This window comes from Candidatus Megaera polyxenophila, assembly GCF_029982035.1.
GTDB lineage: Bacteria > Pseudomonadota > Alphaproteobacteria > Rickettsiales > Rickettsiaceae > Megaera > Megaera polyxenophila.
Window position 1 is genome coordinate 76,679 of record NZ_CP104167.1, and the last position, 19,136, is coordinate 95,814.

At 32.3% G+C, this 19,136-nt stretch carries 27 protein-coding genes and 4 pseudogenes; 11 read left to right on the forward strand and 20 right to left on the reverse strand.

Annotated features, from left to right (window positions below; all coding sequences use genetic code 11):
- Positions 1 to 133: 133 nt before the first annotated feature.
- On the reverse strand, positions 134 to 265 hold the full coding sequence (locus N3Z16_RS09560) for a hypothetical protein (protein ID WP_282486222.1): 132 nt from the start codon (positions 263 to 265) through the stop codon (positions 134 to 136).
- A 185-nt stretch (positions 266 to 450) separates the two neighbouring features.
- Between N3Z16_RS09560 and N3Z16_RS09565 the strand changes: the two genes are divergently transcribed.
- Positions 451 to 780 carry a hypothetical protein gene (locus N3Z16_RS09565; RefSeq protein ID WP_282487185.1) on the forward strand — a complete coding sequence of 110 codons (330 nt, stop codon included), beginning with the start codon at positions 451 to 453 and terminating at the stop codon, positions 778 to 780.
- Between the two features lie 177 nt (positions 781 to 957).
- Here the strand turns inward: N3Z16_RS09565 and N3Z16_RS09570 are convergent, their stop codons facing one another.
- The 7 genes from N3Z16_RS09570 to tnpA (N3Z16_RS09600) form a co-directional block, all read right to left on the reverse strand.
- Positions 958 to 1,356, reverse strand: coding sequence for a hypothetical protein (locus tag N3Z16_RS09570; RefSeq protein ID WP_282487187.1), 399 nt, complete (start codon positions 1,354 to 1,356; stop codon positions 958 to 960).
- A 234-nt stretch (positions 1,357 to 1,590) separates the two neighbouring features.
- The gene (locus N3Z16_RS09575; protein ID WP_282487188.1) at positions 1,591 to 1,959 is read right to left on the reverse strand and encodes a ParA family protein; all 369 of its coding nucleotides are present in this window, start codon (positions 1,957 to 1,959) and stop codon (positions 1,591 to 1,593) included.
- A gap of 93 nt (positions 1,960 to 2,052) precedes the next feature.
- The gene (locus tag N3Z16_RS09580) at positions 2,053 to 2,487 is read right to left on the reverse strand and encodes a hypothetical protein (RefSeq protein WP_282487189.1); all 435 of its coding nucleotides are present in this window, start codon (positions 2,485 to 2,487) and stop codon (positions 2,053 to 2,055) included.
- A 320-nt stretch (positions 2,488 to 2,807) separates the two neighbouring features.
- Positions 2,808 to 3,431, reverse strand: coding sequence for a hypothetical protein (locus tag N3Z16_RS09585; protein WP_282487190.1), 624 nt, complete (start codon positions 3,429 to 3,431; stop codon positions 2,808 to 2,810).
- Positions 3,432 to 3,459: 28 nt separating this feature from the next.
- A complete protein-coding gene (locus N3Z16_RS09590) occupies positions 3,460 to 3,813 on the reverse strand; it encodes a hypothetical protein (RefSeq protein WP_282487191.1) in 354 nt (117 codons plus the stop codon).
- A 68-nt stretch (positions 3,814 to 3,881) separates the two neighbouring features.
- Positions 3,882 to 4,319: an IS200/IS605 family transposase gene (tnpA, locus tag N3Z16_RS09595; RefSeq protein ID WP_282485546.1), complete on the reverse strand. Its 438-nt coding sequence runs from the start codon at positions 4,317 to 4,319 to the stop codon at positions 3,882 to 3,884.
- Between the two features lie 157 nt (positions 4,320 to 4,476).
- The gene (tnpA, locus tag N3Z16_RS09600) at positions 4,477 to 4,914 is read right to left on the reverse strand and encodes an IS200/IS605 family transposase (protein WP_282485546.1); all 438 of its coding nucleotides are present in this window, start codon (positions 4,912 to 4,914) and stop codon (positions 4,477 to 4,479) included.
- A 6-nt stretch (positions 4,915 to 4,920) separates the two neighbouring features.
- On the opposite strand from tnpA (N3Z16_RS09600), the gene N3Z16_RS09605 reads away from it, so the two are divergent.
- On the forward strand, positions 4,921 to 5,346 hold the full coding sequence (locus N3Z16_RS09605) for a hypothetical protein (RefSeq protein ID WP_282487193.1): 426 nt from the start codon (positions 4,921 to 4,923) through the stop codon (positions 5,344 to 5,346).
- Here the strand turns inward: N3Z16_RS09605 and N3Z16_RS09610 are convergent.
- From N3Z16_RS09610 to N3Z16_RS09630, 5 genes are all read right to left on the reverse strand, one after another.
- Positions 5,333 to 5,809, reverse strand: coding sequence for a hypothetical protein (locus tag N3Z16_RS09610; RefSeq protein WP_282487194.1), 477 nt, complete (start codon positions 5,807 to 5,809; stop codon positions 5,333 to 5,335). The genes N3Z16_RS09605 and N3Z16_RS09610 overlap by 14 nt on opposite strands.
- A gap of 55 nt (positions 5,810 to 5,864) precedes the next feature.
- Positions 5,865 to 6,140 (reverse strand): hypothetical protein, encoded by a 276-nt coding sequence (locus N3Z16_RS09615; protein WP_282487196.1) that lies wholly within the window; start codon positions 6,138 to 6,140, stop codon positions 5,865 to 5,867.
- A complete protein-coding gene (locus tag N3Z16_RS09620; RefSeq protein ID WP_282487197.1) occupies positions 6,130 to 6,732 on the reverse strand; it encodes a ParA family protein in 603 nt (200 codons plus the stop codon). Before N3Z16_RS09620 ends, N3Z16_RS09615 begins: the two co-directional genes overlap by 11 nt.
- A gap of 351 nt (positions 6,733 to 7,083) precedes the next feature.
- Complete coding sequence (locus tag N3Z16_RS09625) at positions 7,084 to 7,473, reverse strand: type II toxin-antitoxin system VapC family toxin (RefSeq protein WP_282487198.1); 390 nt, start codon at positions 7,471 to 7,473, stop codon at positions 7,084 to 7,086.
- The gene (locus N3Z16_RS09630) at positions 7,466 to 7,723 is read right to left on the reverse strand and encodes an AbrB/MazE/SpoVT family DNA-binding domain-containing protein (RefSeq protein ID WP_282487199.1); all 258 of its coding nucleotides are present in this window, start codon (positions 7,721 to 7,723) and stop codon (positions 7,466 to 7,468) included. The genes N3Z16_RS09625 and N3Z16_RS09630 overlap by 8 nt, the downstream gene beginning before the upstream one ends.
- Positions 7,724 to 8,000: 277 nt before the next feature.
- Here N3Z16_RS09630 and N3Z16_RS09635 point away from each other — a divergent pair.
- A pseudogene (locus N3Z16_RS09635) lies at positions 8,001 to 8,207 on the forward strand (recombinase family protein); the annotation flags it as partial.
- Positions 8,208 to 8,233: 26 nt separating this feature from the next.
- Here N3Z16_RS09635 and N3Z16_RS09640 read toward each other — a convergent pair.
- Positions 8,234 to 9,418: an IS630 family transposase gene (locus tag N3Z16_RS09640; protein WP_341850349.1), complete on the reverse strand. Its 1,185-nt coding sequence runs from the start codon at positions 9,416 to 9,418 to the stop codon at positions 8,234 to 8,236.
- On the opposite strand from N3Z16_RS09640, the pseudogene N3Z16_RS09645 reads away from it, so the two are divergent.
- The 6 genes and pseudogenes from N3Z16_RS09645 to N3Z16_RS09670 all read left to right on the forward strand — a co-directional run.
- Positions 9,339 to 9,725 (forward strand): annotated as a pseudogene (locus N3Z16_RS09645) (recombinase family protein); the annotation flags it as partial. The gene N3Z16_RS09640 and the pseudogene N3Z16_RS09645 sit on opposite strands and share 80 nt — an antisense overlap.
- A complete protein-coding gene (locus N3Z16_RS09650) occupies positions 9,725 to 11,161 on the forward strand; it encodes a Mu transposase C-terminal domain-containing protein (RefSeq protein WP_282487091.1) in 1,437 nt (478 codons plus the stop codon). The pseudogene N3Z16_RS09645 and the gene N3Z16_RS09650, both read left to right, overlap by 1 nt.
- The gene (locus N3Z16_RS09655; protein ID WP_282487000.1) at positions 11,148 to 12,020 is read left to right on the forward strand and encodes an AAA family ATPase; all 873 of its coding nucleotides are present in this window, start codon (positions 11,148 to 11,150) and stop codon (positions 12,018 to 12,020) included. The genes N3Z16_RS09650 and N3Z16_RS09655 overlap by 14 nt, the downstream gene beginning before the upstream one ends.
- A gap of 98 nt (positions 12,021 to 12,118) precedes the next feature.
- Entirely contained in the window at positions 12,119 to 13,207 is a 1,089-nt protein-coding gene (locus N3Z16_RS09660) for an IS630 family transposase (RefSeq protein WP_282487002.1), read from the forward strand.
- A gap of 196 nt (positions 13,208 to 13,403) precedes the next feature.
- Positions 13,404 to 13,823, forward strand: a complete 420-nt coding sequence (locus tag N3Z16_RS09665; protein WP_282487208.1) for a recombinase family protein — start codon at positions 13,404 to 13,406, stop codon at positions 13,821 to 13,823.
- Between the two features lie 155 nt (positions 13,824 to 13,978).
- Positions 13,979 to 14,574: pseudogene (locus N3Z16_RS09670) on the forward strand (recombinase family protein).
- Here N3Z16_RS09670 and N3Z16_RS09675 read toward each other — a convergent pair.
- The 6 genes from N3Z16_RS09675 to N3Z16_RS09700 all read right to left on the reverse strand — a co-directional run bounded on the left by N3Z16_RS09675 (position 14,567) and on the right by N3Z16_RS09700 (position 17,334).
- Positions 14,567 to 14,959, reverse strand: a complete 393-nt coding sequence (locus tag N3Z16_RS09675) for a hypothetical protein (RefSeq protein WP_282487003.1) — start codon at positions 14,957 to 14,959, stop codon at positions 14,567 to 14,569. The pseudogene N3Z16_RS09670 and the gene N3Z16_RS09675 sit on opposite strands and share 8 nt — an antisense overlap.
- Before the next feature lie 21 nt (positions 14,960 to 14,980).
- Positions 14,981 to 15,259, reverse strand: a complete 279-nt coding sequence (locus N3Z16_RS09680; protein WP_282487004.1) for an HU family DNA-binding protein — start codon at positions 15,257 to 15,259, stop codon at positions 14,981 to 14,983.
- A gap of 83 nt (positions 15,260 to 15,342) precedes the next feature.
- Positions 15,343 to 15,693 (reverse strand): hypothetical protein, encoded by a 351-nt coding sequence (locus N3Z16_RS09685; RefSeq protein WP_282487005.1) that lies wholly within the window; start codon positions 15,691 to 15,693, stop codon positions 15,343 to 15,345.
- A 4-nt stretch (positions 15,694 to 15,697) separates the two neighbouring features.
- Positions 15,698 to 15,832, reverse strand: coding sequence for a hypothetical protein (locus tag N3Z16_RS09690; RefSeq protein WP_282487006.1), 135 nt, complete (start codon positions 15,830 to 15,832; stop codon positions 15,698 to 15,700).
- A gap of 2 nt (positions 15,833 to 15,834) precedes the next feature.
- The gene (locus N3Z16_RS09695) at positions 15,835 to 16,770 is read right to left on the reverse strand and encodes an Rpn family recombination-promoting nuclease/putative transposase (protein ID WP_282487007.1); all 936 of its coding nucleotides are present in this window, start codon (positions 16,768 to 16,770) and stop codon (positions 15,835 to 15,837) included.
- Between the two features lie 117 nt (positions 16,771 to 16,887).
- The gene (locus N3Z16_RS09700; RefSeq protein WP_282487008.1) at positions 16,888 to 17,334 is read right to left on the reverse strand and encodes a nucleotidyltransferase family protein; all 447 of its coding nucleotides are present in this window, start codon (positions 17,332 to 17,334) and stop codon (positions 16,888 to 16,890) included.
- Between the two features lie 149 nt (positions 17,335 to 17,483).
- On the opposite strand from N3Z16_RS09700, the gene N3Z16_RS09705 reads away from it, so the two are divergent.
- Together N3Z16_RS09705 and N3Z16_RS09710 are read left to right on the forward strand one after the other, a co-directional pair.
- Positions 17,484 to 17,738 carry a hypothetical protein gene (locus N3Z16_RS09705; protein ID WP_282485543.1) on the forward strand — a complete coding sequence of 85 codons (255 nt, stop codon included), beginning with the start codon at positions 17,484 to 17,486 and terminating at the stop codon, positions 17,736 to 17,738.
- Between the two features lie 73 nt (positions 17,739 to 17,811).
- Positions 17,812 to 18,941, forward strand: a pseudogene (locus tag N3Z16_RS09710) (IS91 family transposase).
- Positions 18,942 to 19,136: the final 195 nt, after the last annotated feature.

The following is a 19,136-nucleotide window of genomic DNA, read 5'->3' on the forward strand; positions in this document are numbered from 1 at the left end:
TTAATGTTTTCTTACCAAGGAATCTTTCTTCCTTTGCGTTCTAAATCAAATTCTTTACAATCAGGGCAATAGTAAACAGAATTATACTTATGATTGGGAGATATTTTTCGCAACATTATCCAGAAAGCCTTGGCTATTTCCTTATCTCCTTCGGAAAAAATCTTTTGATCCTGCTGTAAGGAATTGCTTGCTCTTTAGAAATGGCCTTAAGAGTTTTTACCGCTAATTCATTGACCAAATGCTGCTCAGAGTGCAAGTTACTCATAACTCAATTATATATTATCTTATGTATGTCTAACATTCAGTCTTTATAACTCAAGTTAAAACAAATCAAATACCAGTATTATAATCCTCCATAAATATTTATCGGTCAAGGGTATCTTCTTTTAAGCTGCCACCGATAGGTGGCTTATCTTGAAAATATTTTAATAAAAATAAACCAATTAATTTATGGTACAAGAAGAATTTGTTAATACAATACTTGATATATTATCACCGATATCAAATATTACTACAGTAAAGAGCCAAGGATTTGTAGGTCTATATAAAGATAACGTTATCTTTGGTAGGATAATCGAGCAAAGTGTTTACTTGTTAAGTAATGGTAATAAATTTATTGAAGTAGAAACTGAGCTAATAACTAGGTTACTTAGACCTAAAAATCAACTGAATCAATATGACCTTGATACGTTTTTATTTGAGGTTACTAAGGCGTGGTGGTTAGCTAAAGGAAGAACTATAACTATTTCAAATATAAAAGAAATTTTAACAAAAATTTAATATCCAGTAAATCTGTTATAATAAGTATCTTTGTGTATTACTATACATTATGATATAATAAAGCAATAAACTTTAGCAACGATTATACAAAAAAGTATCTAAAATTACCAGCTTAAGTTTAGAATAAACAGAAGGGATAAAATAATTATATGTAACGTAATGTAATGTATAATATTATTATGATTTGTTTTTTGTAAATGCTAAAATTGCTTTTTCCATTATTTTTCTTCTATTTCTATTAGGTAAACCTTGCCAAAATTGTTTTTGCTTGTGGGTAACTCTAACAATTATTTCTGTGTAATCTGTTTCTTTATCGTTAATTATTTGATCAGTACTAAATCCATTTTCTTCTATTTGTACTATAATATACCTCAATACATCTGATATAGAACTAAACGTATAGTCAGATACATTATGCATAGCTGATAAATAGTTATGTAAGGTATTGTATAGTAATGTGTTGATACGTAGTGAGATAATACAATTTTTTTTATTATTAATATTCTCAGTATTGCTGGATAAACCTATTTTTGGAGATTTTTCTAGAGACTTGTTTTTTGCGGATAGTATTTCCACTAATTTTTACCGTATAATAATTCATGTATAACTGAAAAATCATTATTAATTTCATCAAATACTTTTTTATCTTTCAATGTAATAAAATAGTTCTCTAAAAGAGCGTTAAGTAAAGTGGGGTATACCGCTGGTCTATTACTTAGTCCATTTAGTAAAATTCCTCTTCCTTGTTCTTTTATAATTTTTGATACTTGTGAGATGCCTTCTTTTTGTTCATTAGTTCCTTCTTTCCTATTAGGAATAAAAATAACTCTTTATTTGTAAAGATTCATTAATTGATAAAAACCATCCAATAACAATTTCCAAATCAGCAATATGTGGTTGAAATGGAACAACAATAATGTCTGCTTCTCTTACATACCTTATAAGGCTAGATCCAGCGGTACCAGCCGTGTCTATAACCAACAGATTTGGCTCTTTTGTATTACAAAAGTCATAATTATTGCCTTTACATTTTTCTAACCATGTATAAATAGTTCTATTAGGGTCAGCATCTAGAATATTTACAGTATAATTTTTGAATTCAAACCACTGCGCCAACAACCCAGCGACAGTAGATTTACCTACTCCACCTTTATCTCCTGTTACTGCTATTGTTTTCATAAATAATTTTTATATAATGTACCTAACATTACCACACTTTGCAATATACTACAATACTATACAATACATGTTTCTGTATATTATATATAATATTTATTTAAAAATCTTTAAAATCTCGTGAAATGATTTAAATTCACTAATTTTAAACTCTTCAACTACTACTCGATAATCACTACCAAGCTTCAAGAAAAGTTCGGTGTATTTGAAGTTATTATTCTGGTCAGAAACTTCCGTGCAGTAAAAATCATCATCGAAATTATATTGAGGGAATTTTCTTTTAAGAAAGGTACAAATTTCCTGCCATTCTTCCTTACTGATTTTTAGTTCATATTTCTTGTATTTCAGAAGAAAGACGGCAAGGATGTTCAACAAAATTAAGGCATAGAGTAAGCTGGCATTAAAATTGTTTAATATATGGTATTCTAAAATATTATTAACAAATAGTAATCCTCCTATAAGGCAAATCCAAAAAGGGGGGAATGGCAAATATTTTGATAAAAGTATTTGCATCTTAAAACTTAAATTCATAAATATATTCTATAATTAAACACTGCGTATTATATACTGAAAGTTGAACTTTAACAACAGGTTTTCTAATGCGCGATAGTTATATTCGGTCAATTTAAACTGGCCTTATATCCCCATGGATATTTACGGCTTTCGTTGGTAAATATTTAAATCTCCTAATTTTAACCACAAAATAGCATGGTCAGATAGCCTTGCAGAATTCAATTCTTTATTCACGATATTAGTGATTTCTTTTTCAATTTGTTCTTTTTGATTAGAAAAATTACTTAAGCTGAGTGTTTGACTTAATTGATTAAGAGAGTTTTGTATATTAGGTTGGACTACTTTTTTACAAGTGTTTCTAAGTCTGATTTGTGAGTTATTAGCAATTCCAAAGCTTTATCTTTTGTTAAAGTAATATCAAAAATTAGATCGATGTAAAAAAAATATTCGGATTGCTGTTGACTATTTAGTAAGGTATCCTTATCCGGTCTAATACTTAATTTCCAATTATAAGTTTCCTTTTGAGGAAAAGTATATAAGTTACGTAGTAAATTTTTTGATAATGGAAGAAAGTGATCTCCAGCAGATAAGTCCTTGATTTCATTATGATTGTCTGGATTTCCTACAAAGGTGATTTCTTCTGGTTTTACAGTATAATAACCGGTATTGACAATAGAAACTATGTACCAAGTGGTAATTCCGCACATAACTAGTAATAATAAAAGATTTTGGATTATAATTGTTATACGATCTTTGCTGATTAGTAGCTCTATAAACCCTATAAATAGAATAATAGTCAAAAATATTAATACCATTGATAATATTATTAATAGAGGGGTTGGAAGAAATGAAAAAATAGAAGATACAAAAACCAGCAACAATATCCCACCTAGGGTTTCTATGTATGATATTGGTTCTTGAGGTTTTTTGATGTTCTTTGTTTGAGTATTTATGGCTTCCATAATAATATTACCTATTTAGATTAATTGATTAATTTTTTAAATTCATAGTTTTTGCCGTCATAGTTTTTACAACACTTAAAATAAATAAGGTTATTACTAATATAAACATACCTAAACCGCTTGCTACTAAAGAGATATATATGCTAAATGTTAAAAAAAGATTTGCAGCACCATCTAAAACTTTTAGCTCATTACAAATGATATATAACAGAATCAAGCCTGCGGTAATGATAAAATTAAATGTTGTGGGATAACTAAAACTTAGCTTACATGTTTTTAGAAAAAATATTTCACTAAAAAAAAGTCCTATTATTATAAATGCTCCGAATACATGAACAAATAACCCTCGCAAACTATCGTTCACAGCGCCTGTTATTTTCAATCAACCACTTTCATCTGAGAGATGAAAGTTTGATCTTTGCGACTAGAAGTCGCTTATCAAGCTAAAGCTCATTCTAGCCTAATATTTGAAGTAAAGTCGGTCTCATGAGCGTCAGTGTGTTTGTTGATATATTCGTTAATCATATCATCTGTAACATTACCGCTAGTTGAACTGAAGTATCCTCTGCCCCATAAATGTCTACCCCAGTATTTCTTTTTTAGTATCGGAAATTCTTCCTGTATTCTTTTAGATGATCTTCCCTTAGCTTTCTGAACAAATTCACTAATTTTAATATGCGGAGGAATATTTGCAAATATATGGACATGGTCGCTTGATACAACGCCATTTTCTATCTTTATACTCATTTCCTCAGCTACCTGTAACACTAGTTCCCGAACACGTTTTTTTATGTCGTAAGTAAGTACCTTATAGCGATATTTCGTTATCCATACTATATGATAACGATGATAAAAAACTGAATGTGATCTTTTGTTATAGTAAGTCATAGACTTATGATGCTACCGCATCATGGCGCATTAGACAAGCTAAAGCTTTTCCATCTGGAAGATGGAGGTTTTCACCACCAAAGGGACTATCAACCACTTTCATCTGAGAGATGAAAGTTTGATCTTTGCGACTAGAAGTCGCTTATCAAGCTAAAGCTCATTCTAGCCTAATATTTGAAGTAAAGTCGGTCTCATGAGCGTCAGTGTGTTTGTTGATATATTCGTTAATCATATCATCTGTAACATTACCGCTAGTTGAACTGAAGTATCCTCTGCCCCATAAATGTCTACCCCAGTATTTCTTTTTTAGTATCGGAAATTCTTCCTGTATTCTTTTAGATGATCTTCCCTTAGCTTTCTGAACAAATTCACTAATTTTAATATGCGGAGGAATATTTGCAAATATATGGACATGGTCGCTTGATACAACGCCATTTTCTATCTTTATACTCATTTCCTCAGCTACCTGTAACACTAGTTCCCGAACACGTTTTTTTATGTCGTAAGTAAGTACCTTATAGCGATATTTCGTTATCCATACTATATGATAACGATGATAAAAAACTGAATGTGATCTTTTGTTATAGTAAGTCATAGACTTATGATGCTACCGCATCATGGCGCATTAGACAAGCTAAAGCTTTTCCATCTGGAAGATGGAGGTTTTCACCACCAAAGGGACTATAAATCCATATCCTTGTCCCAAAATAATATAGTTATCATGGGTAACCAGACTGCAAGTGTTACGGCTATAGAAACATTTTTAGCTATTTTCGTGTATAAGGTTTTGTTTTGTACAAATTGCTTATGGATAAGGTCGCTCCATAAAAGGATAAAAAACATCCCGCTGAAAACTATAAAAGCAACTTTTTCTGCTGTAACATCTGTTTTAATAAAACCAGTCAGGCATACCAATAACATGACGACTTTAAGGAATTTCAAAACAAGAGGTTTTAATGGTTTTTTAATTTTATTTATGTTCATGCTATTTTTTCTATTTAATCACTTAAAAACTAAAACGGAATAAGGTCATCAATGAGTGCTTTAACTAAGCTCCTATCAAAATTATATCTTTTTAAGTTAATTTCCAGTGCTTTAACTAAGATCATCCTTGATGTATATCTTTGTGACTTATCTAAATTTTGAGATACTTGCTGCAGTAATGATAATTCATATTCATTCAGCGGTACTGGAAATGATTTATTAGGTTTTGCTTCAATTTTATGTTTATCTGGTATATCTACAAAGGTTTGGATTTTTATATTTTGGGCAGTTGAAAAATATGGCGTCAAATTTAATTTATATCTTTTTAATTCAATTTCCAGTGCTCTAACTAAGATCATCCTTGATGTATATCTTTGTGACTTATCTAGATTTTGAGAGACTTGTTGCAGTAATGATAATTCATATTCATTTAGTGGGACTGGAAATGATTTATTAGGTTTTGCTTCAATTTTATGTTCATCTGGTATATCTACAAAGTTCTGCATTTTTATATTTTGTTCATGATAAGTTTTTATGTTAACTATGCGAAAAATTCCTTACTTATTCTTTTGAGCTATACTTTTCAATTAATAACTCAATTGCTTCTTCCATTAGCTCTGGAGCTTTTTTCCCTTTTGTTATTTTCTGTTCAAATACTAGTTTGTCAAAAGCCAAGCCGTGCGATTCTTGAATATAGATACTTCTAATACGACGAATTGGAGTCGGTTGTTTTGTATTTTTTATTAATAGCGGGGCTCTACTGTTTGTAGTATTACCTGTCTTTACTAATTCGGTTGCTCTTGCGTTCTCTTCATCTATCCAGTTATTAGTTATCATTTTTTGTTTCCTCATTTTCAATTAATATTGCGGCTAGAATTTTATTAATTTCCATTCTACGTTCCCTTATTTTGTAAGCTTTATTCATCTTTTGATCAAAGATTGTTATATATTCACTAGCGGCACGGCTAAATACCCCACTAGATGGAATAACACAAGCCCCTTTGCTTTTTAAATAATCAATAGTATCTTTTTCGTTAGCTCGATGTTCCTGTCCATCAGTTACTACAGTAATGATTTTTTTGCCTAACAGCTCAGCTCTTCTATAAGCATCAATGTAAGTAGCATACTGATCTCTTGCAGGTTTCAATGGCATTACGATTAAATGGTTTTTAGGTACTTCCCAATCGCTAGCCTGATGATCGAATATGACTATATCTGCGTCAGGGCGATCAGTGGGTACGCTATCAACAACCTCAAAAGGTAAGTTGCCTGATTTATAATATAACAGGGAAGTTCCTTGGGGGTCTTGACAAATAATGAGAGGTTTTAATCCTAACTCTACCGAAGCAGCTGCAAGGTTAATTGCAAGTGTACTTTTACCTTGTCCCCCTTTGGGATTCCATATACTAACTAATTTAATTATTTTCATAATTATTGTTTTATTGCATTTAATAATGTATATATTTAATAATACATAAAGTCAATAGTAATTAAAATAAACTACTTAATAATTAAATAATAAACAAATACATTATTAATTAAATTATTAAAATAAATAATACAACAGTAGTGTAACTAATTAGTTATTAAACTTAATAATTATTAATATATAAAAATATGTACATTATATAGTACAACAAAAGTCACCTATTACTGTACTACCACAGTAGAAAACAATAGTAGTACTATTGTAAGTTTTATAATTAAATGGCGTAAATTTTATATAAATAAATGGCACATAAGGATATTTGGATAATACTATTTTTATAAATATGAGAAGCTAACGAATCAATTTAATATTAGCATTATCTATTTGCAGTTCGCCCCATATTTTATCAGCAGTATAAATTGGAATCTGTAATTTCATCCCCAAAGCAATACAAGCGCGATCAGCTAAAGAAAGGCCTTGAGGTTGAACAAGAGGATGTAGCTTCGCTACTTGTTCAGCTTGTTCTAAGTCAAAAGGCACAATAGTTGTAATAATATCCGTAATTAGGGTACGTCCTTCTTCTGGAGAAATATTTGTTCGCTGTAATACGCTTAGAGTTTCCGTAACATTTACAGCAGACATAACAGAAAATTTTAACAATGGTTTTATGATTTCTGCACCGGTTTCTTCTTGAATAAGGGCTAATAAAGCAGAAGCATCTAGTATGACTTTATTATTCATATTTAGCCTCGTTTCGTCTCATAGTTATTAATTCGTCAACAAGCGAAATATTCCGATCAGTGGTTTTTATATAATTCCTTACCTTTTTTTGTAATTTCTGTAAAGTTTGCTCTGCTGTAGTAAGGTATAATAGATTATCTTCCATATGCAATATAATGTCATCTCCGGTTTCTAGGTGTAGATTTTGACGAAAAGCTGTAGGAATTATTACCCTTCCACCTTTTCCTAATTTTGTCCTTATAGCTTTCATATGACCTTATTATATATTAGTTAATAATATAAAGAATTGTACCATATTATTTAATTTATGTCACTAATATAAATTAGTGTATACTAATTTAATATTGTCAAAAACCATAACCTTATTACCTCTTAAAAACCCTCGTTTTAAAGAGATACTTATTGTAGATAAAAAAATTGAAAATTTTTTGCTAAATTGCTCAATTTTCATCTTAAAACTATCTCTTGAAATAAAGTCTCTTAAAATGTATAGTAGCTAATGAGTTATAAGAAAAAAAATAGAGAAAATGTTAATAGGATATGCCAGAGTTTCAACACAGGAACAAAACTTAGAATTACAAATAAATGCTCTACAAGCAGCAGGATGTAAAAAAATATTTACAGAAAAAGCTTCAGGGGCACAACGTGATCGCCCTGAATTAAAAGCAGCATTAGAATATATGCGTACTAATGAAGATGATACTTTAGTAGTATGGAAACTTGATAGGTTAGCTATTAACCCACCAATTAAATACCCGACTTAGGCGGCATATTTTACTTCTTTCGCCTGAAATAATCTTTTGATATGTTCTGGGTTATTTTGCAGAGTCCTTAGGTAAGATTTTAAATTCCCTTGGAGTTCAGATTTTGTAAGAGGTATATGTTTCCTATTTACATTTCTTTTTAAATCGTTGTTTAAATATTCATCCGGATTATGTTGCGGAGTATACGGAGGCAGAAAAAATAAAGAAATTTTCTTTTTATGTTTCCGAGTCCATATTTGTACTTTTTTGCTATGATGAACCTTGAGATTATCTAGGATTAAGAAGATTTTTTTCTTGGAGTATTTTACCAACCTCCGTAAAAATTCTATAAATACATTTGTTTTTAGTGTCTCTTCGTACAGCATAAACCTTAGCTTACCGTTATTTGTAACAGTGGATATCATGTTTATACTAAATCTCTTCGATTTATGAATCACAACAGGGGTTTTTCCTTTTAAAGAATAGCTTTGTAATACCTGACACTCTTGTTTTATCCCTACTTCGTCGCACCAATGTATTTCTGCCTTTTCATATTCTGCTTGCTTGGCTATTGACGGATATTCTTCATCTAACCAAAATTGAACCCTTTTGGGTTGCTGCTCATATGCTAACTTCTTTGGCTTTTGTGCAGTATACCCCCATCTTCTTAAATATTCGCCTATTGTACTTAGGGGAAGAAAAAATCCACAATGTTTTTTGATGAGTGCATTAACTGATTTTCTTGACCATAATGCTGATTTGATATTGTGATCTTCTGGTCTAGAGATATTTACGTACCCTTGTATTATTTTACTTTGATCTTCGGTTATAAGCCTTTTCTCTCCTATCTTTCTACCTCTTAACTTCCCACTAATTGCGTACTTGTCGCCTCTCTTTTCCCTCCTTACCCATTCATTTACTGTCTGGCGACTCACTCCTATTAATTCACCTACCGACGATTGACTCTCTCCTCTTTTTACTAGTTTTAGAGCAATCTTTCTCATCGACGCTTGTGCGCTTATTGATAATTTCCTAAAATCTTCACTTTTTGACATTATTGCATTATACAAATTCCTTCCTTCTTGGCAATAGTTATGTCGGGTATTTAATTGGTGGGTTAATAGATCACTTAGGCAATTAATAGATACTATTGAGGAATTAGAAAAAAAAGGAATAGGCTTTAAATCACTTACTGAAAACATTGATACTACAACTTCAGGTGGAAGATTAGTTTTTCATATATTTGGAGCATTAGCTGAATTTGAACGTATTTTAATTAAAGAAAGAACCATGGCAGGACTAAAAGCAGCAAAAGCTATGGGAAAAAAAGGAGGAAGACCGCAAGCTCTAGAAGCTGAAGATTTAAGAGATGCTAAAGCTTTACTCAGAAATAAGAAAATAACAGTTAAGGAAGTCGCTAAAAGATTAAAAGTTGATCCTTCTACTCTGTATCGATATTTACCGGGGGGGCGAAGCTCGGTACAGGAAGATTCTACAAGTATTGAATAATGTTCAAAGATAGTTATACTAGGTATAAAATTATCCAACCTTTTTTTGAAGATGGAGTATCCATTAGCAGTATATCATCTGCTCATAACATTCCACTACGCACACTACAAAGATGGTGTAAAAATTATAGGATCAAAGGGCTTGAAGGGCTCAAACAACAACAGCGTTCTGATAAAGGGAAATATCGTAATATACCTCAAGAGCTCTTACATTTTATAGAAGGACTTGCTTTAAAACAACCTAAATTATCAATTGCTACAATATGCGACAAAGCTAATGAAATCGCAAAAATATTAAATGAACAAAGTATAAAATATAATACAGTTCTCAAAATCATAAATAACCTACCAAAAAGCATGATAGTTTTAGCGCAAGAAGGCGATAGAATTTACGAAGAGACTTTTGATTTATTATATAGACGCGATGCAAACCATCCTAATGAAATTTGGCAAGCTGATCATACACTACTAGACATATATTTAATTGACAGTGACGGTAAGCCAGTAAGACCGTGGTTAACTATTATTATAGATGATTATAGCAGAGCAATAGCGGGTTATTATCTTTTTTTTGAAGCTCCTTCAGCATTACAAACAGCTCTTGCACTTAGACAGGCCATATGGAGTAAAAGTGAACTTGAATGGCAAATATGCGGTATTCCTGAGCAATTATATGTTGATCACGGGAGTGACTTTACGTCTAAACATATAGAAATGGTATGTGCAGATTTGAAAGTTCAACTTATTTTCTCAAATGTGGGAAAACCTAGAGGACGTGGCAAGATAGAACGGTTTTTTAATACAGTTAATCAAAAACTACTTTGCAGGTTACCTGGCTATATAACTAAAAATCATCTAATAGAAACTAAATCTTTATTAACGCTCACTCAATTTGAAATTCAACTGAAAAATTTTTTACTTAAATATTATCATAAGAAACCTCATAGTATAACCAAAGAATCACCTGTAGATCGATGGAGTCACAATGGTTTTTTACCACAACTTCCTGCATCTTTAGAGAAATTAGATTTATTGTTATTAACTGTAGCAAAACCTAGGAAAATTCACCAGGATGGCATTTATTTTCAAAGCTTACGTTATCTAGATCCAGTATTAGCAGCATATGTCGGAGAATCAATCGTGATTCGCTATGATCCAAGAGATGTAGCAGAGATTAGAGTTTTCTATCAAAATAAATTCCTTTGTCGTGCTATTTGCCAAGAACTTGCTGGAGAAGTTATTAGTTTAAAAGATATAATTCATGCACGCAACCAAAGAAAAAAAGAATTAAAAGAAGTTATTGCTAAGCGCAGATCATTAGTAGATCAGTTATTAGGCGTCCAACCTACTGCCTCTGGTGAATCAAGCCCCTCAAATATAGTAAAACAAGAGGCTCCTGTTAAGATTACAAAGTTAAAATTATATGAAAACGATTGATGATGACGGTGAAGACCAATTTTTAGTTACCAAAGAGTATAAACGTTTTAGAGAATTTTGTGAAGCTTGCATTCGTTATAAATATATTGGTTTATGTTATGGGCCGCCAGGTGTCGGTAAGACTTTATCAGCTAAATATTATAGTAGATGGGGTTTAATAGAAGAATATTCCAGATTGGATTATCAACGTAGTCAGCCAACTAAACCTGTACCTTATGAACTTAAAGAGCATGATACAATCTTTTATACTGCAGAAGTTGCAAATAGCCCTTCAAGGATTTTAAGTTCATTAAATGCCTGCGTAAATAAAGTGCAGCAAGTTAGATACGACGCTAAGTTTTGTCAATCAGTAAAAGAAAAAGAATATCAGGAAAGTGAATACAATCACAAGAGAATAGAAGACTATATTAACCATCTTTCCAACCCTTTTATCAAGCTATTAATTATTGATGAATCAGATAGGTTAAAATTGACTTCTTTAGAGCAAATCAGAGATTATTATGACCAGAAAGACTGCGGGTTAATCTTGATAGGAATGCCGGGTATGGAAAAGAAACTATCCAGATATGCCCAATTATACTCTAGAGTGGGCTTTGTACATGAATTTAAGCCGCTATCTAAAGACGAAATGTTATTTATTATGAGCAATTATCTTACGAAATTTGGTATTAATATTGACCCAAAAGATTTTACAGACCATGAGACTATAGCTGCTATTATGCAAGCTACAAGGCATAATTTCAGATTGCTCAATAGGTTGCTGAAACAAATTGAGCGTATAATGAAAGTTAACATGGTAAATACTATAACAAAGGAAATAGTACTTGCAGCAAGAGAATGCTTGGTTATTGGAATATAATGCCAGTCAAGTACTGCCTCCCGCTGATAAATTGAGTGTACAAGTGAACAGTTTATTTTGGTATTACTCGAATATTTGAACATTATAAAGCATTGAAAATGAGATTATTTGGTTACGCACGGGTATCATCTTCGCAGCAATCGCTGGAAACGCAAAAACAAGCTATAAAAACTAAGGGAGTTAGGGAGTCAAGGATATTTTTTGACAAAGCCACCGGCAGTAGTAGTGCCAATAAGGTTGGTATTAATTCATTATTATTAACCCACCAATTAAATACCCGACATAACTATTGCCAAGAAGGAAGGAATTTGTATAATGCAATAATGTCAAAAAGTGAAGATTTTAGGAAATTATCAATAAGCGCACAAGCGTCGATGAGAAAGATTGCTCTAAAACTAGTAAAAAGAGGAGAGAGTCAATCGTCGGTAGGTGAATTAATAGGAGTGAGTCGCCAGACAGTAAATGAATGGGTAAGGAGGGAAAAGAGAGGCGACAAGTACGCAATTAGTGGGAAGTTAAGAGGTAGAAAGATAGGAGAGAAAAGGCTTATAACCGAAGATCAAAGTAAAATAATACAAGGGTACGTAAATATCTCTAGACCAGAAGATCACAATATCAAATCAGCATTATGGTCAAGAAAATCAGTTAATGCACTCATCAAAAAACATTGTGGATTTTTTCTTCCCCTAAGTACAATAGGCGAATATTTAAGAAGATGGGGGTATACTGCACAAAAGCCAAAGAAGTTAGCATATGAGCAGCAACCCAAAAGGGTTCAATTTTGGTTAGATGAAGAATATCCGTCAATAGCCAAGCAAGCAGAATATGAAAAGGCAGAAATACATTGGTGCGACGAAGTAGGGATAAAACAAGAGTGTCAGGTATTACAAAGCTATTCTTTAAAAGGAAAAACCCCTGTTGTGATTCATAAATCGAAGAGATTTAGTATAAACATGATATCCACTGTTACAAATAACGGTAAGCTAAGGTTTATGCTGTACGAAGAGACACTAAAAACAAATGTATTTATAGAATTTTTACGGAGGTTGGTAAAATACTCCAAGAAAAAAATCTTCTTAATCCTAGATAATCTCAAGGTTCATCATAGCAAAAAAGTACAAATATGGACTCGGAAACATAAAGAAAATTTCTTTATTTTTTCTGCCTCCGTATACTCCGCAACATAATCCGGATGAATATTTAAACAACGATTTAAAAAGAAATGTAAATAGGAAACATATACCTCTTACAAAATCTGAACTCCAAGGGAATTTAAAATCTTACCTAAGGACTCTGCAAAATAACCCAGAACATATCAAAAGATTATTTCAGGCGAAAGAAGTAAAATATGCCGCCTAAGTCGGGTATTTAATTGGTGGGTTAATAGCTAGAGTAAAAGATGGGGACGTAATTCTGGTCACAAGATTAGATAGGTTGGGAAAGGACACTATAGATATGATAAACCTAATAAACAAATTTAACGCATTGAATGTAGGTATCCGTTTTCTTGAGAACAGCATAAGCACTGAAGGCGCTACAGGAAAAATGGTAATTACAATTCTTGCAGCTGTAGCAGAAGCAGAAAAAAGCAGGCTAGTTGAACGCACTAGTGAAGGTAGAGTAGAGGCAAGGTTCAAAGGCATTACATTTGGTCGTAAGCGCTTTATTAATAGGGATATATTGCTAGGCCTAAAGCTTTCTGGGCATGGAGCTACTACAATTGCTAGAGAAATGAATATTAGCCGTGCTGCTATATATAAAATATTAAAAGAAGAAAACGTTACACCTTTAAGAAAAGATTAAAACATCTAATTTTGGCAAAAAATCCGTCATTTATTTATATAAAATTTACGCCATTTAATTATAAAACTTACATACTATTAATATAAAGTATTAGACTTCTTTGTACTATCGTAGTACAATTAAATTTTTTAGACTAAATAGTACGGAAGTAACTTATGAAAATTGGATATGCAAGAGTCAGTAGTATAACTCAAGATATTGAACTGCAAAAAGACGTATTGGAAAAAGCAGGGTGTCAGAAAATATTTAGCGAATCAGTTAGCGGTAAAGATAATAATCGAACCCAGCTAAAAGCAATGATTGAATTGCTTAGAGAGGGTGATATCGTCGTCGTATATAAAATTGATAGAATGCCAGATCATTAAAAGGCCTTATAGAAATTGTAGAATCACTTAACGAGAAAAAAGTACATCTTGTCTCTCTTGATTCAGGGGATAGAGTTAATACTACTTCTCCTATGGGTAGGGCATTCTTTCAGATAGCAGGTGTTTTTGCAGAACTAGAAAGAGGTATGATTGAATCAAGAACCAAAGCAGGAATAGAAAAAGCAAGGCTTGATGGAGTAAAGTTTGGTAGACCTGTTGGTAAAATAAATAAGAATAGTATATACAAAGCTGAGAGAATAAAGATCTTCTTAAAGGCGGGAAAAAGTTACGATTGGATTAGCAAAGAATTATCCGTAAGCAAAAAGACGATATCGGATATTAAAAAATCCTTATCGTCTTCCAGCTTATCAAATGAAGTTAGCTAAGAACTCCAGCTTTGGTCTCTCCTTTAGCTGTGGATGAAGAAAAATCTACTAATATACCATCTTTAAAAATTAGAACTAATTTTTTAGTGGTATCATCTGTACCTGCTGAAAACCAGTTTACAACAGGTACATAGTTTCTAGCCATTGCAGAACGTTTGATATGAGAGTATACCCATTTTACTTGGCCATCACTCATTATATCTGTATCGTTAGGCTCTCCAAATGCTTCTTTAACTTCCGCCTGCGTTGTTTTTCCTTTTACAAAAGCAGAATTGATTTGCTCATTATTAGTTTTAGCCAGTTTTGTATTACCTGAATCAGCTGCGCAGCCTGAGAGAAAAACACTTACACTTAAAATCATTAGTAAATTGAATTGCTTTAACATATTATTACTCCTTAAATATTATTATTTTTGATTTACTGCATCCTTTAGTTTCTGACCGACCTTAAACTTTGGTTGATTATAGGCGGCTATTTTTAGCTCCGCCCCAGTCCTTGGATTACGTCCGTTTCTTGCTGCAACTTTACTAACAGTAAAATTACCGAAGCCAAGAAGGGATATTTCCTTACCTTGTCCCATAGCATCAATTACCGATGAGGTAAACATGTCTATTACTTTCTCAGCTTCTACTTTTGTACATTGGTGTTGGTCTGCGATGTGGGTGATAAATTCTGATTTGTTCATGGTTTTAAGCCTTTAATTAGTTAATTGGTGATTATGTCTAGTATTAGACATAATTAGCTATTCTTTACAATATATTTCTGTGTTCAATAATAAGGATCTCTTAAATCCTGTAGTGTTCTTGCTTCCTTCTTTCTAGCCAGTATTTCTTGGAATCTCCCTACAGGGTCTTCAATTTCTCGAAAGATAGAATTGTCAACCGACACTTTCTTTGGTTTCTTGTTTCCTATATTGTTTTTATTTAATGGTCTTTGTCCATTTTTGTGTATATTAGAAAGCCTATAATGCTTTATGTAATTATTCAAAACATACTTGGATACCTTCAATTCCTGATACACTTCTCTTTTAATTTTACTGTTATTTAAAAGTTTTTGTATTTCGCTGGGTTCATAGTTTTTTTTAAGGTATTCAAAGTCACGGAGGGTCTTGCAGCTCATATTTTTAAGCTTTACTTTTTAGCTTTGATATTTCTTCTAAACTAAGTCCTGTTACGGAAGAAATCAGTTTATCATCTAGCTTCTGGTTTATCATATTAATTGCTGTTTTAATCAAAATGGGATGTGCATCGTTACTCATGGTCATTTTAACTTTTCTATTTCTTCAACAGTTAAGCTGGTAAATTCTACTATTTCTTCCATAGGTTTATTTTTTATTAGCATAGCTTTGGCGATTTCTATAGCTTTTTTGGTTTCTCCTTTCTCAATACCTCTAGCTTCACCGATAGAGATGCCTTCCTGTTTACCGATGGAGATACCTTGAACAATTCCCTCTTCCTTAGCTTTCTCTGTAGCTTTTTTTAAAGTATTAGCCTCTATTCTTAGCCATTTAAGGTGATCTTCGTAAAGTTCCCTTTCCTCTTCGCTAAAGTTCAACACATCTAATACATGCAAAGCTTTCTTCAGTGTGTCGTTATCCAGTTCCTTCGGTAATCGATCTGCTGTTAGTAAATCGTGCCTAGTTAAAAAAGCAACCCATATATCAAGGGCATTCTTGGTTTTTGCAACTATATCCTGTAATTCCTCATTTGAATCGCTAGTAAATTTATTCAGCTCTATAGTATGTAATTCCAAATCCTTAAAATAGGCAAAACCGTTATCTTTTTCCGTAATATGGAAAACATTATGATAATTCTTTGCTTCGACTATTGAGGTGAAATTTAAAATATGAATGCCGATAGCTTTTGAAAGCTTGGAGTAATCTTCGGCTACTTTTAGCTGCTCCGTGTATAATTTTGCCCAGTAATACAAGGCTCGCTTATCATAGTCTGCCTCATCGCTGATCTGAATTTCAATGTTAAATCTTTTGCCGTCTATACCTTTTGCTTTAATATCGAGTATCGATAATTTGTCCTGTCTGAAGTTTTTAGGATTATAGGGATTCAGTAAAGTAATATCTTCTACCTGATCATCTTGACCAACGATAGAGTTTATAAGAGAAATAAGTAAATCCTTATTCTCTTCTACTCCGAAGATTTTCTTGAAGGCCAAGTCAACTCGAGGTGATATTTTTTCCATAATCACTATCATAAATACTTGTAAGTATTATATCACAAAACCTTTAGAAGTTCCATAGTTTTATTGGTGTTTAAGGGTTTTTATAACAATTATCGTTATTAGTTTTCTTTTGAAGTGCTACAAAGCTACATTCCAAATAATCTGTATCTTTTGTAAATAAGCAAATAAAGCAGATTCTGTTAAGTTACCTTGATCTAAAATTTCATAAGCTTTCGTTAAAAGGTTAAGTTCTCTAGGAGTAACAGTCTGTTGTTCTTGATTTTGTTTATATCTACTATGCGCAGCTTCACCATTTTCAGCTATATTGTGCATTTCCCTAGTGCGTATTTGTATTTCAACAGGTAATCCATATGAACCTAAAAGAATAACAGTATGCAGGGATCGATAACCATTAGTCTTTGGATTGTCAATATAATCTCTATACTTTTCTGGTATTACCTTGTAAATTTCCTGAATGAGTTTTAGTGTTGTATAGCATTCGTCTTCTTCCCTTACTATAATTCTAAAGCCAACAATGTCAGTTAGTTCTTCAATCTTAACTGATTTTCTAGTTAATTTTTGCAAGATAAGCCACCTATCGGTGGCAGCTTAAAAGAAGATACCCTTGACCGATAAATATTTATGGAGGATTATAATACTGGTATTTGATTTGTTTTAACTTGAGTTATAAAGACTGAATGTTAGACATACATAAGATAATATATAATTGAGTTATGAGTAACTTGCACTCTGAGCAGCATTTGGTCAATGAATTAGCGGTAAAAACTCTTAAGGCCATTTCTAAAGAGCAAGCAATTCCTTACAGCAGGATCAAAAAGATTTTTTCCGAAGGAGATAAGGAAATAGCCAAGGCTTTCTGGATAATGTTGCGAAAAATATCTCCCAATCATAAGTATAATTCTGTTTACTATTGCCCTGATTGTAAAGAATTTGATTTAGAACGCAAAGGAAGAAAGATTCCTTGGTAAGAAAACATTAACTATAAGTAATTTATGGAAATAGTCGGTAAAGGAATATCTATAAAACATATTTTTCTAGACCGTGGTAATTGGTCTCGATTTCGCTAAAAAATACGGCAAGCTAAGATACGGCATTATTTTCAACGTCACTAAAGTTATATCGTGTGGAACGAAATATTTAGGATTTAAACGTTATAGCTGCCGTGATTGTAACCGCAATAAATCGGTAGCATTCAGCTGTAAAGGTAGGTTTTGTTCTCGTTGTGGTAAGAAACAAACGGATCAATGGGTGAGTAAGGCTAGCAATGTTCTACCAAAAACACGATGGCAGCACATTACATTTACAATGCCGGACTCTTTATGGCCGATATTTTGGCTCAATCGTGATCTGTTTGGATTGATTTCCGGTATTGCAGCAGGAATTATTAAGGAGATAGCTACAAAGAAAAATCTTGTGGTTGGTATATTTACTGCCTTACACACTTTCGGTAGAGATTTAAAACGCAATGTTCATATCCATTTATCGGTTACTTGCGGCGGTATAAATAGCAAAGGCAAGTGGCAAAAATTATTTTTTCCTGCCGAACCTATTAAAAAAATGTGGAGACATAGAGTCCTTGAGTTATTTCGCTTTCAATATATCTCAAGTAATTTGAAGTTGCCGTCCGCATATCAAAATGCTGAGAATTTTAATAACTGGATGAGTAGTTTATACGAAATCAGTTGGTATGTTTATTTACAAAAACCATCGGATGATCATAAACGCAACATAGAATATTTAGGGCGGTATATAAAACGCCCCCTATTTCCGAGACAAGAATAGAAAATTACGACGGAAAGCAGGTAACGTTTAAATTTCTTGATCACTATAATAATACAATTGATCGCATAACTATGCCCGTGATGCAGTTCATAGCTAGTCTGATTATGCATATACCAGATCGTTATTTTCGAATGATTAGGTATTACGGTTTTTTATCTAATAGAACTAGGGGCGTACAATTACCTATCGTATATAAGGCAATTAATCAAATCGTTCATAAGAAAACTAAGCTCATTAGTTGGAGATTAATGATTTGGTTGAATTTTAAAATAGATCCTCTGTTTTGCTATAATTGCAATAAATGTATGAATCTGCGGCAAGTTTATTACGGTTTATCTCCGCCATTGTTATTAATAAGAACCAATGAATTATTATCAACGCCTAGATAACATCATTATGGCGAACACTTCTTTCACGTCTTGGCCACATAATTTGTAAAACTGAACCTATTTTTAGATAGATTCTGGCAGAGATTTTTGTAAAAGTGTTGATAATTTCTAATATTGTGGCTGGTAACTACATATTTATTAAACGAATTTTTAAAAAGCTGATTGATGATTTTTCTGGTTGCAAATTTTGAATTT

What these genes read in the sequence shown, in the direction of transcription:
- tnpA (WP_282485546.1), bottom strand. Translation starts at nt 4,319, where the DNA reads ATGACTTACTATAACAAAAGATCACATTCAGTTTTTTATCATCGTTAT.
- N3Z16_RS09705 (WP_282485543.1), top strand. Translation starts at nt 17,484, where the DNA reads ATGAGTAACTTGCACTCTGAGCAGCATTTGGTCAATGAATTAGCGGTA.
- N3Z16_RS09580 (WP_282487189.1), bottom strand. Translation starts at nt 2,487, where the DNA reads ATGAATTTAAGTTTTAAGATGCAAATACTTTTATCAAAATATTTGCCA.
- N3Z16_RS09610 (WP_282487194.1), bottom strand. Translation starts at nt 5,809, where the DNA reads ATGCAGAACTTTGTAGATATACCAGATGAACATAAAATTGAAGCAAAA.
- N3Z16_RS09625 (WP_282487198.1), bottom strand. Translation starts at nt 7,473, where the DNA reads ATGAATAATAAAGTCATACTAGATGCTTCTGCTTTATTAGCCCTTATT.
- N3Z16_RS09695 (WP_282487007.1), bottom strand. Translation starts at nt 16,770, where the DNA reads ATGGAAAAAATATCACCTCGAGTTGACTTGGCCTTCAAGAAAATCTTC.
- N3Z16_RS09675 (WP_282487003.1), bottom strand. Translation starts at nt 14,959, where the DNA reads ATGTTAAAGCAATTCAATTTACTAATGATTTTAAGTGTAAGTGTTTTT.
- N3Z16_RS09640 (WP_341850349.1), bottom strand. Translation starts at nt 9,418, where the DNA reads ATGTTTTCAGTAAGTGATTTAAAGCCTATTCCTTTTTTTTCTAATTCC.
- N3Z16_RS09630 (WP_282487199.1), bottom strand. Translation starts at nt 7,723, where the DNA reads ATGAAAGCTATAAGGACAAAATTAGGAAAAGGTGGAAGGGTAATAATT.
- N3Z16_RS09575 (WP_282487188.1), bottom strand. Translation starts at nt 1,959, where the DNA reads ATGAAAACAATAGCAGTAACAGGAGATAAAGGTGGAGTAGGTAAATCT.
- N3Z16_RS09650 (WP_282487091.1), top strand. Translation starts at nt 9,725, where the DNA reads ATGTTCAAAGATAGTTATACTAGGTATAAAATTATCCAACCTTTTTTT.
- N3Z16_RS09655 (WP_282487000.1), top strand. Translation starts at nt 11,148, where the DNA reads ATGAAAACGATTGATGATGACGGTGAAGACCAATTTTTAGTTACCAAA.
- N3Z16_RS09585 (WP_282487190.1), bottom strand. Translation starts at nt 3,431, where the DNA reads ATGGAAGCCATAAATACTCAAACAAAGAACATCAAAAAACCTCAAGAA.
- N3Z16_RS09690 (WP_282487006.1), bottom strand. Translation starts at nt 15,832, where the DNA reads ATGAGTAACGATGCACATCCCATTTTGATTAAAACAGCAATTAATATG.
- N3Z16_RS09605 (WP_282487193.1), top strand. Translation starts at nt 4,921, where the DNA reads ATGATGCTACCGCATCATGGCGCATTAGACAAGCTAAAGCTTTTCCAT.
- N3Z16_RS09615 (WP_282487196.1), bottom strand. Translation starts at nt 6,140, where the DNA reads ATGATAACTAATAACTGGATAGATGAAGAGAACGCAAGAGCAACCGAA.
- N3Z16_RS09680 (WP_282487004.1), bottom strand. Translation starts at nt 15,259, where the DNA reads ATGAACAAATCAGAATTTATCACCCACATCGCAGACCAACACCAATGT.
- tnpA (WP_282485546.1), bottom strand. Translation starts at nt 4,914, where the DNA reads ATGACTTACTATAACAAAAGATCACATTCAGTTTTTTATCATCGTTAT.
- N3Z16_RS09620 (WP_282487197.1), bottom strand. Translation starts at nt 6,732, where the DNA reads ATGAAAATAATTAAATTAGTTAGTATATGGAATCCCAAAGGGGGACAA.
- N3Z16_RS09560 (WP_282486222.1), bottom strand. Translation starts at nt 265, where the DNA reads ATGAGTAACTTGCACTCTGAGCAGCATTTGGTCAATGAATTAGCGGTA.
- N3Z16_RS09565 (WP_282487185.1), top strand. Translation starts at nt 451, where the DNA reads ATGGTACAAGAAGAATTTGTTAATACAATACTTGATATATTATCACCG.
- N3Z16_RS09660 (WP_282487002.1), top strand. Translation starts at nt 12,119, where the DNA reads ATGAGATTATTTGGTTACGCACGGGTATCATCTTCGCAGCAATCGCTG.
- N3Z16_RS09685 (WP_282487005.1), bottom strand. Translation starts at nt 15,693, where the DNA reads ATGAGCTGCAAGACCCTCCGTGACTTTGAATACCTTAAAAAAAACTAT.